Source organism: Luteimonas salinisoli (assembly GCF_013425525.1).
GTDB classification, from domain to species: Bacteria; Pseudomonadota; Gammaproteobacteria; order Xanthomonadales; family Xanthomonadaceae; genus Luteimonas; species Luteimonas salinisoli.
The window spans coordinates 76,505-90,160 of the sequence record NZ_JACCKA010000055.1; the positions used below are offsets into that span (position 1 = coordinate 76,505).

General features: G+C 63.3%; 14 protein-coding genes. 5 read left to right on the forward strand and 9 right to left on the reverse strand.

Going from position 1 to position 13,656, the window contains the following annotated elements; translation table 11 throughout:
• Positions 1–298: 298 nt before the first annotated feature.
• Positions 299–715 (forward strand): hypothetical protein, encoded by a 417-nt coding sequence (locus H0E84_RS09045; protein ID WP_180678321.1) that lies wholly within the window; start codon positions 299–301, stop codon positions 713–715.
• Positions 716–1,041: 326 nt separating this feature from the next.
• Here the strand turns inward: H0E84_RS09045 and H0E84_RS09050 are convergent, their stop codons facing one another.
• Positions 1,042–1,368 (reverse strand): hypothetical protein, encoded by a 327-nt coding sequence (locus H0E84_RS09050; RefSeq protein WP_180678322.1) that lies wholly within the window; start codon positions 1,366–1,368, stop codon positions 1,042–1,044.
• Positions 1,369–2,010: 642 nt separating this feature from the next.
• Entirely contained in the window at positions 2,011–2,520 is a 510-nt protein-coding gene (locus tag H0E84_RS09055) for a MarR family winged helix-turn-helix transcriptional regulator (protein WP_180678323.1), read from the reverse strand.
• 137 nt (positions 2,521–2,657) lie between these two features.
• Between H0E84_RS09055 and H0E84_RS09060 the strand changes: the two genes are divergently transcribed.
• The 3 genes from H0E84_RS09060 to H0E84_RS09070 all read left to right on the forward strand — a co-directional run bounded on the left by H0E84_RS09060 (position 2,658) and on the right by H0E84_RS09070 (position 5,920).
• Positions 2,658–3,533, forward strand: coding sequence for a DMT family transporter (locus H0E84_RS09060; protein WP_219339659.1), 876 nt, complete (start codon positions 2,658–2,660; stop codon positions 3,531–3,533).
• Positions 3,534–3,563: 30 nt separating this feature from the next.
• Positions 3,564–4,205 (forward strand): NAD(P)-dependent oxidoreductase, encoded by a 642-nt coding sequence (locus H0E84_RS09065; RefSeq protein ID WP_180678325.1) that lies wholly within the window; start codon positions 3,564–3,566, stop codon positions 4,203–4,205.
• A gap of 335 nt (positions 4,206–4,540) precedes the next feature.
• Positions 4,541–5,920 carry a glutaminase gene (locus H0E84_RS09070; RefSeq protein ID WP_180678326.1) on the forward strand — a complete coding sequence of 460 codons (1,380 nt, stop codon included), beginning with the start codon at positions 4,541–4,543 and terminating at the stop codon, positions 5,918–5,920.
• A 919-nt stretch (positions 5,921–6,839) separates the two neighbouring features.
• On the opposite strand, the gene H0E84_RS09075 is transcribed toward H0E84_RS09070, so the two are convergent.
• The 7 genes from H0E84_RS09075 to H0E84_RS09100 all read right to left on the reverse strand — a co-directional run bounded on the left by H0E84_RS09075 (position 6,840) and on the right by H0E84_RS09100 (position 12,447).
• The gene (locus H0E84_RS09075) at positions 6,840–7,103 is read right to left on the reverse strand and encodes a hypothetical protein (RefSeq protein WP_180678327.1); all 264 of its coding nucleotides are present in this window, start codon (positions 7,101–7,103) and stop codon (positions 6,840–6,842) included.
• A gap of 161 nt (positions 7,104–7,264) precedes the next feature.
• Positions 7,265–8,281, reverse strand: a complete 1,017-nt coding sequence (locus H0E84_RS09080) for an alpha/beta hydrolase (RefSeq protein WP_180678328.1) — start codon at positions 8,279–8,281, stop codon at positions 7,265–7,267.
• 98 nt (positions 8,282–8,379) lie between these two features.
• Positions 8,380–8,592 carry a hypothetical protein gene (locus H0E84_RS09085; RefSeq protein ID WP_180678329.1) on the reverse strand — a complete coding sequence of 71 codons (213 nt, stop codon included), beginning with the start codon at positions 8,590–8,592 and terminating at the stop codon, positions 8,380–8,382.
• A 205-nt stretch (positions 8,593–8,797) separates the two neighbouring features.
• Entirely contained in the window at positions 8,798–9,436 is a 639-nt protein-coding gene (locus H0E84_RS09090) for an NADPH-dependent FMN reductase (protein WP_219339660.1), read from the reverse strand.
• A gap of 276 nt (positions 9,437–9,712) precedes the next feature.
• Complete coding sequence (locus tag H0E84_RS20190; protein ID WP_219339661.1) at positions 9,713–9,982, reverse strand: hypothetical protein; 270 nt, start codon at positions 9,980–9,982, stop codon at positions 9,713–9,715.
• 176 nt (positions 9,983–10,158) lie between these two features.
• A complete protein-coding gene (locus H0E84_RS09095; protein ID WP_257644143.1) occupies positions 10,159–11,121 on the reverse strand; it encodes an RHS repeat domain-containing protein in 963 nt (320 codons plus the stop codon).
• A gap of 498 nt (positions 11,122–11,619) precedes the next feature.
• Positions 11,620–12,447, reverse strand: coding sequence for an XAC0095 family protein (locus H0E84_RS09100; protein ID WP_180678331.1), 828 nt, complete (start codon positions 12,445–12,447; stop codon positions 11,620–11,622).
• A gap of 179 nt (positions 12,448–12,626) precedes the next feature.
• On the opposite strand from H0E84_RS09100, the gene H0E84_RS09105 reads away from it, so the two are divergent.
• A complete protein-coding gene (locus H0E84_RS09105) occupies positions 12,627–13,595 on the forward strand; it encodes an IS5 family transposase (RefSeq protein WP_180677693.1) in 969 nt (322 codons plus the stop codon).
• The last annotated feature ends 61 nt before the right edge of the window (positions 13,596–13,656 follow it).

Genomic DNA, 13,656 nt, shown 5'->3' on the forward strand with positions numbered 1-13,656 from the left:
TCACCACGCGCAGGCGCCCCGTGCCTGTCGTCCGCTCCTCAACGCCATCCAGCAGGCGTCGTGCTTCGGGGCGACTTCCAGCACGGGCGTGGTTGATCCCGCTGGCCGTGCCCGTCGGACTTCGGCGCAACCCGTATCGGATCACGCCTCACCGCCCAGTCTGCATTTGTCCCTGACACGTTCATTCATCGAATCTGTAGCGAAACCCTAGCTTCCCCACATGGACGACACGCCGTCCCCGGCCTCCAATCGGGCTCGTGGCATTGGCCACGCACGAGACCCGCCAAGGAGGTCGACCATGCCCACCACGAATCTGCGTTCACGATTGCCCGCAACCGTCCTGTGCCTGTGTGCCTTGATGCTGGCGGCCAGTCCTCCCGCCTTCGCCCAGACTCCATGGGATGCCCAGGACCAGACCGACATGTGGCGAGGGCTAAAAGCACAGGGTCTGATCAGGTCGCCGGAATCGGCAAGCGCCAAAGCCGCGAACCGGGGCAAGCCGTCGGCTTCGGGCCGTTTGCAGGAGGTCGGCCCCAAAGATGCGGCAGGCGCCGAGCTTCGATACCGCTCCGGCCATGGAAGCGGGCTACGGACGCTGCCGACGCCCGATGCCACGGCGCTGCCCGACGCCAAGGTGACCACCGACGCTGCGACGCCGCCCGCGCCTGGAGGGCCTGCGTGCGAACTCCAGCTTCAACCTTCCAAGACGATGTGACCGCGCGTCCGTTGGCCTCTTCGCGCGCGGAGAGTCGGCAATTTCCCTGCCACCTTTTCTATTGTCCCTGACACCTTTTCTCGGGTGAAGCTTTCGCTTGCGGCGTCGGGCGCCTGCGGCGATGCGGCCTGCGCGCCGGCACCGGGCCCATCTGCAGCGCCCTGCCGGAGGGCCGGGCAACAGCACGGGCACAAAAAAATGCTGATTAGACGGGGCGGGAACCGTTCGTAGAGGAGCTTCGACGCTTCAATAGGTCATCGAGGAATGAAGGTCCCAGCCACTACTTAGTGACCTGCTCCCTCTCTCGCACCGACCGTTCGGCCAGCCTACGCTGGCCCAGAGAATCGCGCCGATACGAACGATGCGATCTTGTCGATCTGCTCGCGATGCAGTCTGGCTCCGGTCGGGTGCGGGATTGCAACCCACTCCTGCTTTCGTCCGCACAGTTCCACCAACGTTCTCTTGCCCCGAACGGAACGCGTCACTCCGACACGCAGGTCGTAGTGCGTCTCCATTGTCCCGATGAGGCCCAGTCCGGCGACGATCACCAATTTCGGCTGATGAATCTCGATGAGGCGATCATTCGCAATCCTACAAAACTCGAGCAGCTCATGCTTGTGAAGCGCACACCCAAAGCGCTTCTCGAAGTGCACCCCGGAATTCCTCGAGCTCCAGAAGAATACATTCGTGTAAGCGATACTTCGGCAGTTCGAGATCTTCGCCATGCGGCTGGACCAGCGGTGACTCGCCACACGCGCCGGACCAGTCTGCGAGTCCTGGAAATTCGACCTAGACGACTCCTCGCGAATGACCTCGCCGTCCCAATCGGCGGACAATGCTGAAGATTCCCCCGGGTTACAACCGATCGCCACGATCTCGACAGGCGCGCCTGCGTGACTTCTAACATCAAAGCTCCAATGACTTGGCTTGTCACTCGCGAACCCCCGAGACTGCTCCTCAATCGACCTGAAAAGAGCATCGAAACTTTGCTGCGGCATCATCCGTCCCCGAATACCAATCTATGTGTTTGCGGACCACCTCGTGCATCTGTTGGCAACGCCGGCCGAGATGTGTCAGGTCTCGCACTCCCACGCAGCCCGTGCGACGCGCAGACAGCCGGACGCGACCCGCGACGGCGTGCCTGGTCACCTTTCTCCGACGCATGACCGGCTGACCAGGAAACGGCGCAAGCGAGCTGACCCTTTCGTTCAAGGGGCTCCGACAAGTTCAAGCGCCAGATCGAAGCGCTGACACAGCGCTCGACGGAGCCCAGGCCCCGCGATCACCCGCCGCGGTCAGCGCATAAATGAACCTGACCCCTTGTCCGAAAACCCGCGCAAGAACTGCCTCAGCAGATCATCCAATTGGGTGCGTTGCTCATCGGTCAGGGCGGCGACCAGTTTCGCCTGTGTCTCGACATGGGCGGTCACCGCTTCATCGATCAGCTTGAGCCCCCGCGGAGAAAGAGAAACCAGAAATCCGCGACCATCATCGGGATTCCTGGCCCGTGCGACCAGCCCCGCTTTCTCCAACTGATCGATACGATGCGTCATCGTGCCCGAGGTCACCATCGTCGATGCCATCAACCCTCCCGCCGAGAGCGCATAGGGTGGGCCCGCCCGGCGCAAGGTTGCCAGAACATCGAAACTCGCGCCGTTCAAGCCGTACGCCGACCACGTCTTCTCCATGCTGCGCATGAGATGCCAATGAAGCTGTTTAATGCGCCCGATCGTGCCCATTGGCGCGACTTGCAGGTCGGGTCGTTCTTGCCGCCATTGCTCAAGGATTCTGTCGACATGGTCCATGCGGCTTAGTTTTGCACAAAGAACCTTGACATCAAGATGTCACTACATATACCTTGACGTCAAGATATATGCAGTCGAGGCGAAGCATGGCGGGCTCTGCAACGAACGTACCCGTACCTGCCCGCGAAAGAGCCTGGTTGGTTCCGTTGCTGTGTCTCTTGGCCGGCGGGGCACTGCTGGGACTATCGACCAACTTGGCAAAACTCGCGGGCGAGGCGCAGCTGCCGCCATTGGCGTTTCTATGCTGGTCAATCGTCGGCGCGGCGCTCATCCTGATGGTTGTGGCAGCACTGCGCCGGGATCTGCCACCGATCAATGCTCGTACGCTTGAATACTATGCAGTGTCTGCGCTGGTGGGGGTTGCGGGCTCCAATCTGATCTTCTTTGCGGCCATTCCGCATGTCGGCGCCAGCTTTATCGCTCTGATCATCTCACTGCCGCCGCTGCTGACCTATGTGGGGGCGCTAGCCTGGCGAATCGAAAGATTCCAGATGAGCCGCGCAGCTGGCGTGGTGGTGGCGTTGGCTGGGGCTGGTGTTCTCGCGGCGCGCAAATTCTCCGCGCCCGATGCGGATGGATTCTGGATTCTCCTTGCCCTTGTCGGGCCAATCCTCCTGGCCATCGGCAATCTTTACCGCACGCTGCGCTGGCCCGAAGGCGTATCGGCCGATGCGCTGGCACCGGGAATGCTGCTGGCCGCTGCGGTCATGCTGGTTGGGGCGGGATTTTTGCCGGGCCTCTCGCTCGCCGTTCCAGTGGACCGGAGTCTGCCGCTCGTCCTGATCACGGTACAGGCCGTGGCCTTCGCGGGAATGTTCCTGTTGCTGTTCATGCTGCAGAAAACAGGTGGACCGGTTCTGCTGAGCCTGCTGGGCTCCGTCGGCGCTCTTGTAGGCGTACCGGTCGCGATATTTCTGCAGGGTGAAGCGCCACCCGAGGGGCTGTTCGTGGGCGCTGCCCTGATCACCGCTGGCATTGCGCTGCTCACGCTCGGCAAGGCCAAGTCCGAATAATCCACCAGCGTTCTTCGAAGGAGATGCTCGATGAAGATGACTGTCTACGGAGCCGCCGGGAATGTCGGCAGGCGCATCGCAATTGAAGCGCTGGGGCGCGGACACGACGTCACCGGCGTGGTGAGGTCGAAGGCGCAGTTCAGCACGCTGCCCGAGAACGTGATTCCCTGCGCGGCGGATGTCTCCGATCTTCAGCAACTCGCCCGCACCGTTGAAGGTCAAGACCTGGTCATCAGTGCGCTCCGCCCGCGGGATGGACACGAGGAAGACTTGATCGCACTGACCCGTTCGGTTTTGGACTGCACGGCAGCCGCGGGGGTACGTGTTCTTCTGGTCGGCGGCGCGGCGCGGCTGCTGCTACCGGGACGCGGAGGCGAGACGGTGCTGAGCGCACCAAACTTCCTGCCTGCATCGACGGTTGCCATCGCTCGTGCTTGTCAGGCGCAGTACGAACTTTGCCTGAGTGAGGCCCGCGCGGATTGGACCTATCTTTCGCCAGCCGCAATGCTGCAGCCTGGCAACCGCACTGGCCACTATCGTCTTGGCACCGATACGCTGGTCGTTGATGAAAACGGGGCGTCTTGCATTTCAATGGAAGACTTCGCGGTGGCGATGCTGGATGAAGCAGAAATACCCAAGCACGTCCGGAGTGCTTTCACAGTTGGGTACTGAACTGGCCGAGCACCATGCCAACAGCACCGGCACAAGCGTCGTACGTAGGTCGTCCCTTCCTTGTCGATCAGGAAATGGGTGCCTATTCCGCTTGAGAAGGAGTTGAGGGCGCTGCCCGCCGCGGTAGACACCGTTCGATGCAGGACGACGCTACCGGACCGGAGATGGCCCCCTTCTCCAGCACTGCGATGGGCTGGTGCACGAACCCCGCATTCTGCACGTAGCCATTCTCGCCAACATACGGGTCGACTTGAACCTGACCCCTGTTTTTGCCAGGGGGTTGAATCCGTACCCAGGCTGCGGTTGGATGGCAGCCCCATGATCCGGACCACCCCATGCGATCTCCCGTACCCGACTACCTCCTCGACGTGCTCGATGCCGTGCGCTCGATCGACGATGGCGCGCCCGCCGACTACATCGAAGTGCTGGCCAAGGCCGACACTTCGCGGCTCGCCGTGGCGCTGGCCACCGTTGATGGCGAAGTCTATGCGGCGGGCGACAGCGACGTGGCGTTCTCGATCCAGTCGATCTCCAAGCCGTTCGCCTACGCCGCCGCCATCGAAGACGTGGGCCTGGACGCGGTGCTGGCGCGGATCGGCGTCGAACCGTCGGGCAATGCCTTCAATGAGCTCTCGCTCGAGGACGGCACGCATCGGCCGATGAATCCGATGATCAACGCCGGCGCGCTCGCCACGCATGCCCTGGTCGCCGGCCCCGATGCCAGCGGCCCGCAGCGCGTGGAGCGCCTGCGCACGCTGATGTCGGCGATGGCCGGTCGCGAACTTGGCTACGACGAAGCCGTGTACGAGGCGGAACTGCGCGACGCGCACCGCAACCGCGGGCTGGCGCACATGCTGCGCGCCGGCGGCATCATCAACGCCGAGGCCGAGACCATCGTCGATGGCTACGTGCGACAGTGCTCGGTCGACGTCACCGTGCGCGATCTCGCCCTGATGGCCGCCACCCTGGCCAACGGTGGCGTGCAGCCGCTTACAGGCCGCCAGGTGATCCATCGCGATGGCGTACGCCAGGTGCTGTCGGTGATGACCACCTGCGGCATGTACGACGCCGCGGGCGACTGGGTGTCCAACGTCGGCATCCCGGCCAAGAGCGGCGTGGCGGGCGGCATCATCGGCGCCCTGCCCGGCCAGCTGGGTCTTGCCGTGTTCTCGCCGAAACTCGATGCGCACGGCAACAGCGCACGTGGCGTGGCTGTCTGCGAACGCCTCTCGCGCGACATGGGCCTGCACATGATGGATGTCAGCCAGATCGGCCGCGCGGTCGTGCGTAAGCTGGTGGTGACGCTGGCCGGCGGCAAGGGGCGCACGGGCGATGCCATCGTGCCGGTCTACGAACTGCGTGGCGCTGTGCTGTTTGGTGGCGCCGAGCTGTTGACGCGCGCACTGGCGCACGACCTCGGCGATGCCAACGATGCCGGTGCCGGCCACCATCGCGAAGCCACCGCGGTGATCCTCTCCCTGTTGCACACCCATTCGCTCAACGATGTCGCCACGCGCATGCTGCTGGAGAACCTGCGACGCTTGCACGCAGACCGCCGCACGGTGGTGCTGGTCGATCCCGACGGCGTGCTCGACCTCACGTCCCTCGACCACGCGCAGCGCCCACGGGTCGTCGCCACCGATGCCGAGGCGCAAGCCGTGGTCGGCGGCGATGCCTGCCGCATCGTCGCCAGCCAGGAAGACACGGATCGCTAGGCAACAGATTCGGGTTGGTTCTCCCGTACGCGAGTACGGGACCCTTCAATACCGGGGAAGCTGGGGCAGCCGAGGAGAGCGGCGGCGATGCTCAACGGGGCTTGAGAAAGTCCAACCTGACCCGGCTTTTTCCGCGGGTTCTCGTCGGCCGCGTTCGTAGCAGAAAGGCTGCAACGCAACAAGCCGCGCCTCCCCGGGCTTGCCGCGATCAGAAGGCGACTTCCACTACTCAGACGCGGAACCCCGCCAGCCATCGATGGGAACGGGCACGGACGTGACCTTTCCCAAGTGATAGCTCCCCCCTTCCAGAGTGGCGCACGGATCGCGATACGACTCGAACACCCTCGCCGGCATCCTTCCCGTCAATTTGGTGACCCCTGGTTCGACCGGAAAGACGAACCCGGAAACGCGTTGCCCTGAGATCCATGGCTCGACAGGAAACCTGACCCCACCCCCATCGCACTCGGCGACCACTATATACGCGTAGATCTCCCGTCTCTTGATGAAATTCGCACCTTCAGAATCAATGCCCACCTCAACTACGGCTTCTTCGTCGACCTCTTGCACACGAGCATAGACAATATCCGCACTACAGCTATCGCCTACTAATGCAGCCACGCCATCCACCACCACCGGCCCATCACAAACCAACAGAGTGACAGTTGCGATAGCAATGAAAATAGCGGCTCTGAACATCTATCGACGCTCTGCTAGGTCCTCAACGACACAGTTGATCAGAGACCTCACCTCTTCGAGATTGCGCACCTCACCCTCGACGTGTGATTCCCACCCAAGTACCGCCCCCGACCGCACCTCGTAAACTCCGAAAGGGCCGTTAGTCGCCGCAACGAAGTCCTGCACGGCGGAATGCCCGAACACCAGGTACGTACGACCTGACACACAACAGTCCGGATCCAGCTCAACAATAAATCCACGGGTAATCAGTTCCACATTGGGCGATTCTATTCTGCCCTTGTAGATATCCTGCCACCCGAAATCTAGCGACGGTACGGATGCTGTTGGCATTCGGAGCCAGATCAATGACCTGCTCCACCTCACCCAGAAAAACGACGTCCGACTCCTTCACCTTCTCCTCGATGGAATAGCGACGGAGTTCGTATGAATTTGCTCCCCCAGAAACCAGCATCAGCGCGACCACAACGAAAATCGTCACAAGCTTCAAAGCGCACCTCCTTTGCCGCATCTCAGGGTCAGGAGCTCGCGCCTTAATGGCGCCCCGATTTCTGACCTAACTTCGTTCTCGTTCTGTATGGCGTTACCGCTCCCCGGATGACTGGTCCGCCCGGCGGGGGCCATCAGTATGCGAACCCGACCCCGGTTTTCCTATTCGCCCATCCCGATTTCATCCAGCCAGCGCATCGCATCCCGCGTCCACCGGTCACTGTCCGTGCCCTGCTGGCGCACACCAAAGGCGTGCCCGCCGGTCTCGTAGCGGATCAGTCTCACGTTCGCACCTGCCTCGCGCAGGGCCTTCTCGTAGATCTCCGAGTACTCGACGGGATCGACCGGATCATCCTTCGCGTGGATGAGCAATGTCGGCGGCACGGCCGCGGACACCACGATGTCCGTATTGAGTTCCCGCGCCGCGGCCGAATCCCGCGGGCGCCGATTCTTGTGCTCCATGGTCATGTGCCCCGGATAGACCGGGATCGCGAAGTCGGGGCGGATGCTCACCTGGTCCGCAGCATCGGCCGGCGCGTACCTGCGCGACGCGAACTCCGTGCTCGACAGCACGGCCAGGTTGCCGCCTGCGGAGAATCCCATGACGCCGATGCGGTTCGGATCGATCCCCCAGGCCTCCGCGTTGTAGCGGACCAGGGACATCGCCCGCTGCGCATCCTGCAAGGCCATCGGAATGGCGGGCGACTCATGCCGCTTGGTGATGGGGTTCCAATTACAACCCGTGTTGGGCACGCGGTACTTCACGAGCACGCAGGTGATGCCGGCATCGGTCAGCCACTTGCAGACGTCCGAGCCGTACAGCCCCAACGTACTCTTCGGCCCGATCGCCAGCGCTTTGTAGCCACCGCCCGGGAACACCAGAACCGCGGAGCGCGCCGAGCCCTCCGCTGGCCGGTAGACCAGGATGCTCGGGTGGGTGAGCGCCCAGTCCTCATGCGCGAGCGCCGCGATCCCCGCCTGCAGCACGGGGGAATCCTCCGGCCACAGGCGGATTTCCCGCCAGTACGGCATCGAAGGCGCAGCGGCCGGCGCGACTGCCGAGGGCTGCGTTTCGCTGACGCCCCGATCCGGCACCGCCTGTGCGGTCGCGGACAACGGCAACACGCTCGATGAGATCAGCGCAACGAGCCCCAGCAAGACGAAAATCGCGCGGCACATCGCTCCATCCTCCTAGCCGCTAAGCCAACTGTCCAGCGGCGCCAGTCCAGCGATAATCTGATGCAGACGGGCTTTGGCGCGGTCCGTCCAGACAACCCTCATCGCAGCCCGAACTCGCGCCGCACCTGGGCGTTGTCGGTCACCCGGTCCGCGGCGCTATCGGCGAGCCCGGCCTCGATGTCCAGGATCGTCTCGACCTGCTCGGCCAGCTCTTCCCAGCCCGCCGTGTCCGGCAGAGCATCGATCAGCTTGTGCGCTTCCTGTTTGAACACCGCGGCCATGACCAGGCTCTCATGCGTGACGACGGCCATTTTACCCCTCCTCCGCGCGGTTGGGGGCTACCCCCCCGTCTCCATGCCGCTGCGCTCCATCCGGTCGAGGATCTGGCGCACGGCGGCCACGCCCTCGAAGTTCGCCTGCTCCAGCAAGGGCATCGGCGAGGCCGCGATTCGATCGGCGCCGCCGGCTCCACCACTTGATGGGGCCAGTCCAACCTGACCCCGTTTCCCTCACAACTCAATACGGTGGCGCCCGACGCGCCTTCTGCGAACGCGCGGCCTCGGCCCACCACGTCAGGTCATCCGCGAAGCGGGCAAAGCTGCGTTCGAGCGACTTGCCGGCCGCTTCCAGAGGTTGGCCCTGGTCGTCCAGGGTCTTTGCAATCGGCCCGGCTTCCACGGTGCTGGAGATCACCACCATGCCCATTTCCGACAGGGTGCCGTGCCAGGCGACATTCGCGCGCGCACCGCCCAGGCGCCCGGCTGAATAGCTGACGATACCGGCGGGGCGCCAGAACCACTCCTCCAGGAAGTGATCGGTCAGGTTCTTCAGGCCCGGCTGCATGCCCCAGTTGTATTCGCCGGTGACGAACACAAAACCATCGGCGCCGCGGATCTTGCCGGCCAGCGCCTCCATTGCCTCCGGTGCCTGGCCCTGCGGATACTCCTTGTACATGCGGTCCAGCATCGGCAGGCCGACCGCCCTGGCGTCGATCAACTCGGCGTCGATGCCACGCGCCTGCAGCGTGCGCACGCAATAGGCCGCCAGACGGATGCCCATGCGGTCGGAACGATAGGAACCGTAGAACACCAGGATGCGTTGGGACATGACCTTGCCTTCTGATGGGGGCGGTGTCTGCGCTGGATCTGCAGCCACTCTACCCCTCCCCTCCGGATCGGTCCTACAACCGCCGCCAGCGGTGGCGAACTAGCCCGCATCCGCGCCTTCATCGCGCCGGAGAAGGCCCTTGGCGACCCGCGCTTCCAGTCGATGGTGGAGAAGACGCTAAACCGTCCCGCGAATGTCCGCCCGGGGGAAGGCCGCGGCGAGCGCCGGCCTTGGGCGCGTTTGAGGATTAATTCCCCCTGTGACACCGTTCTTCGTCGCGTTGCAAGGTCCGCGATGCGGGCCGTGTACTTGTGACGAATACGTCTATTGGCTCTTCGGACAATAGAACGGTGTCACGCTAAATTTGAGCTCTCTAACCGCTTCGGCTGCTATCTGCTCGGGATCGTCAAAAGCAGCGTAAGCGATGAAGCCATCAAGCTCACCGCCCGGTTCAATCCGATGATAGCCACAACCACCTGGGCAGTAACCAAAGTTTTGATCGTCAGCGGGAAGCGTGCCTCCTGCTGTTCGAAGACTAGCGCCACCTCCCATATGCATCTCACCGGACTTGCTGGGCCACTGCTCCAGTGTCAAACACAAGGCTCTGGCGTCATCTGACCTCAAAACCAAGTCAAAGCGCCTACTCGCCGGGTTATCCACTATTTGCAACACATATGCCGCGGGATTCGCCCATTCGGTCCTTGTCGCGCAGGAAGAAAGGATAGGGACACAAGCAAGCAAGATGACCGCTCTAAGCATTATTTTATCTATCATCTTGAAAAGTCCATTAGGTGATCTGGGTTAATCAGTCGCAGTTCGGGAGGAAGGCTGTTAAACACCTCCTGCTGGCTTGGTAGACCAAATTTGTACGCACCGATGTTATTGATACTTTGGTCTCTATAATTGAGCACTGCGTGCGCCGTTTCATGACCTGCAGACCAGCTCGTCATGCTCCTGTTTCCAAACAGACTGTGGTCTTTGTTAACCACTACTTGAAGAGAAACACCGGAGCCACGAGGAACGCCCATAAAGGTGTCTGCTGTGAAATTGGAAAAACTAGCGGACAGCTCACCCGACGACACTAAATTCGCTGGAATAGCATCTGACCCAGTGTCGCGCAACGCCGCCGCCATACTGGACATGTCTGACGCAGCCTTGGCCATGTTTTCCGGTGTCGCGGAGCCGCTGCCGAAATTTCGTTCAAAGGCGCGAGCAAGGCCCCTCATGCCTTTACCGCCATCAAGCGCCTTGTCAATATTCGCTGCCGCTCTCTCGAGACCTTTTGCAGCACTCTGTTGGGCACGGTCGAACTGCCTCCATTGCCTGTCCGTCCAACCTTCTCCACGGCTTAGCCTGCCGTCTGGATCAGTAAAGCGATAGGGGTTGTTATTGGCGTAACGATACCGATTGAACTGCCCCACCGGGTTGCTATACGCCGTCACCGGATCAACGCTCAGGAACACTCCAACCAGCGGATCGTAATAGCGCTGCTGCATGTACGTCAGCCCGGTGGCCGCATCCTGCACGTGCCCGGTATACCCCGGCCCGTCCGCCACGGCCGGCATCAGCTGTGCCCCATACGGCTCGTACTCCCGTCGCTCGATCACCGCGCCGCTGGCGTCGGTCACCGCCACCACGCTGCCCAGCGCGTCGGTGTGGATGTAGCGCACCGTCTCCGCTGCCGGCGACTGCTGCGCCAGAATCAGGCCGAGAAGCACCAATGCCTGCAGCATCCTTCGCACGTTCATCGCCTTCCTCTCCCCTCGCGAGTTTCCCCAACCCTCGGCCAAGCATACCCCCACGAATGGCTGTTCAGCGAAGAGCGATTGCTGACTGTCCTGTAGGAATTTTCCTACCCGAGCTCCTGCCTCGGGTCGCCCTCTGTCTCATGTCTCCCTAGGGCCGCCCGGGGGCGGGCAGTTGCGTAAACGAGCCGGGCGACCGCCGCGGTCACCTGTCCGCGCGTGATGCCGTCGCCATGGACCGGGCGGCCGCGGGAAAATTGTCCCCGACACCTTTCCCCGGCCAGCAAGCACCAGCAACCGGTGCCCCGAAGAGGTGAACCTGGCACCGCTACCCCCAACTTTCCAGCGACACCAGTCCAGCGATACGTGAACCAGACGCCGTTTTGCAGGTTCCGGCCCGCTCCAGCTGCACCTGTACCGACGTATACGGATCGCACGGACGCGGTGCCAGGGATCGAGACCGGCCCGGCACCGCGCCCTGCCCGATCAGTGGCGGGTGGCCGCCTGCGAATGCCAGCCCGCATCCGTGGGCGGCGGCAGCATCGGCATGGCCGCGTCGAACGCGAGACCCGGCCCGGTTGGCGAACCGTAGACGGCCGGCGCCTCGCGTACGCGGTTTCGCCGCCTGGACGCATCGGGAAGCGTCTGACCGGCCACCTTGTCCATGAGATCGCTTGCGGCCTCGGCCTCTTCGAATATCGCATCGCCCAGCATCGTCAGCGTGCCGTCGGCCAGGTCGATCCGCTCGACGCCGAAGACTAGGTCGCCGTAGGCATGCAGCCGGTCGTGCAGGCGGTTGAGCGTGTCCAACTGGTCCATGGTCATGCCGAAGACGAGGGGGCCTTCGGCCGCCTCCGCCGTCGCGACGGCGCCCGCCTGGCCAGCCTCGTCGTCCTGCACCTTGGCGCCCGGTGCTTCGCCCACCTCGTCGCCCTGCGTGCCTGCGGCCGACGCCGCTTCGGCCTCGTCATCCTGTGCGCCGGCAGCCAACGCCTCACCGGCCGGTCCCGGTGCCTCCAGCACGTCGCCCTCATCGCGTGCCTGCGACCGATCGCCGCCCACCACCCGCTCGGCCGGCCATGTCACCTCGTCCAGCACGCGCTCGGCCTGGGCGGCCAGCACCTCCAGGCAGACGGCCAGCTCGTCCCCGCTGATCTGGGGCCCCCAGCCTGTCTCGTCCTCACCGTGCGTGCGCGGCTGCGCCAGGTGCGACAGGAACACCATGTGGTCGTGCAGCTTCTTCAGCCGGAACTGGCTGTCTTCCGGCAGGAAATAGCCCGGCACCTGCTGATCGTTCGATTCACGGTTCGACATCGTTGCCTCCTCCTTCCATGAAGTGGCCGCCCACCGCGGCACGGCGGACGGGAAATCGGGAGGTTCGAAACCGCACACAGCCGGCGGGAGTATTTCCCAGAAGAGTTCTACCTAAGGAAGGTCTGAACAACTCGTCCGTTCCGCGCGACAATAGCGCAACTTGATTGGGACAGCGATCGATGCAGCTGACGTTCGGTGACGCCGAGGGCTTGGGCAAGGGCAAGCGGACCCGCAAGGAGATCTTCCTGGCGGAGATGGACCAGGTGGTGCCGTGGAAGGCGCTGCTGGCGCTGATCGAGCCGCACTACCCGAAGACGGGCCGCCCCGGCCGCCAACCGTACCCACTTGCCACAATGCTGCGCGTCCACTTCCTGCAGCAGTGGTACGCGTTGAGCGACCCGGCGATGGAAGAGGCCTTGTACGACACTCCGGTGATGCGCCGGTTCGCCGGGCTCGGTGGGCTGGACGGCATCCCGGACGAGACGACAATCCTCAACTTCCGGCGATTGCTCGAGACGCACGACCTGGGCAGGCAGATCTTCGAGCAGGTCAATGCGCATCTGTCGCGTAAGGGCCAGAGCTTGCGCGCGGGCACGATCGTGGATGCGACGATCATCGCGGCCCCGAGCTCGACGAAGAACCAGGATGGCGAGCGGGATCCGGAAATGCACCAGACGAAGAAGGGCAACCAGTGGTACTTCGGGATGAAGGCGCACATCGGCGTGGACGAGGAGTCCGGGCTGGTGCACCACGTGGAATGCACGGCGGCGAACGCGGCCGACATCAGCCAGGTCCACAAGCTGCTGCACGGCAAGGAAGGCACGGTACGCGGCGACAGCGGCTACGCCGGCATGGACAAGCGCGAAGAACTGCAGGAGGTCCGGGCGGCTTTCGTGGTGGCGGAGAAGCCTTCGAAGATCCGCGCGATGAAGAACAAGCGCGACCGCCGGTACGCGGAGCGTTGGGAGCAGTACAAGGCGAGCCTGCGGGCGAAGGTCGAGCACCCGTTCCGGGTGGTGAAGCAGCAGTTCCGCCACATCAAGGTGCGCTACCGCGGATTGATGAAGAACACCGGCCAGATGCTGACGTTGTTCGCGTTGTCGAATCTGTGGATGGCGCGCCGGCACTTGCTGCCGGCGACGGGATAGGTGTGTCCCCCGGGCGGGGAACCCCGCCCAAATGCGCCGAAAACGGCGCAACGAGCGTCGC

Bases quoted from the DNA above. Each gene is read 5' to 3' on its own strand.
- H0E84_RS09045 (WP_180678321.1), top strand. From the start codon at position 299: ATGCCCACCACGAATCTGCGTTCACGATTGCCCGCAACCGTCCTGTGC.
- H0E84_RS09055 (WP_180678323.1), bottom strand. From the start codon at position 2,520: ATGGACCATGTCGACAGAATCCTTGAGCAATGGCGGCAAGAACGACCC.
- H0E84_RS09065 (WP_180678325.1), top strand. From the start codon at position 3,564: ATGAAGATGACTGTCTACGGAGCCGCCGGGAATGTCGGCAGGCGCATC.
- H0E84_RS09070 (WP_180678326.1), top strand. From the start codon at position 4,541: ATGCGATCTCCCGTACCCGACTACCTCCTCGACGTGCTCGATGCCGTG.
- H0E84_RS09080 (WP_180678328.1), bottom strand. From the start codon at position 8,281: ATGTGCCGCGCGATTTTCGTCTTGCTGGGGCTCGTTGCGCTGATCTCA.
- H0E84_RS09085 (WP_180678329.1), bottom strand. From the start codon at position 8,592: ATGGCCGTCGTCACGCATGAGAGCCTGGTCATGGCCGCGGTGTTCAAA.
- H0E84_RS09095 (WP_257644143.1), bottom strand. From the start codon at position 11,121: ATGCTGCAGGCATTGGTGCTTCTCGGCCTGATTCTGGCGCAGCAGTCG.
- H0E84_RS09100 (WP_180678331.1), bottom strand. From the start codon at position 12,447: ATGTCGAACCGTGAATCGAACGATCAGCAGGTGCCGGGCTATTTCCTG.
- H0E84_RS09105 (WP_180677693.1), top strand. From the start codon at position 12,627: ATGCAGCTGACGTTCGGTGACGCCGAGGGCTTGGGCAAGGGCAAGCGG.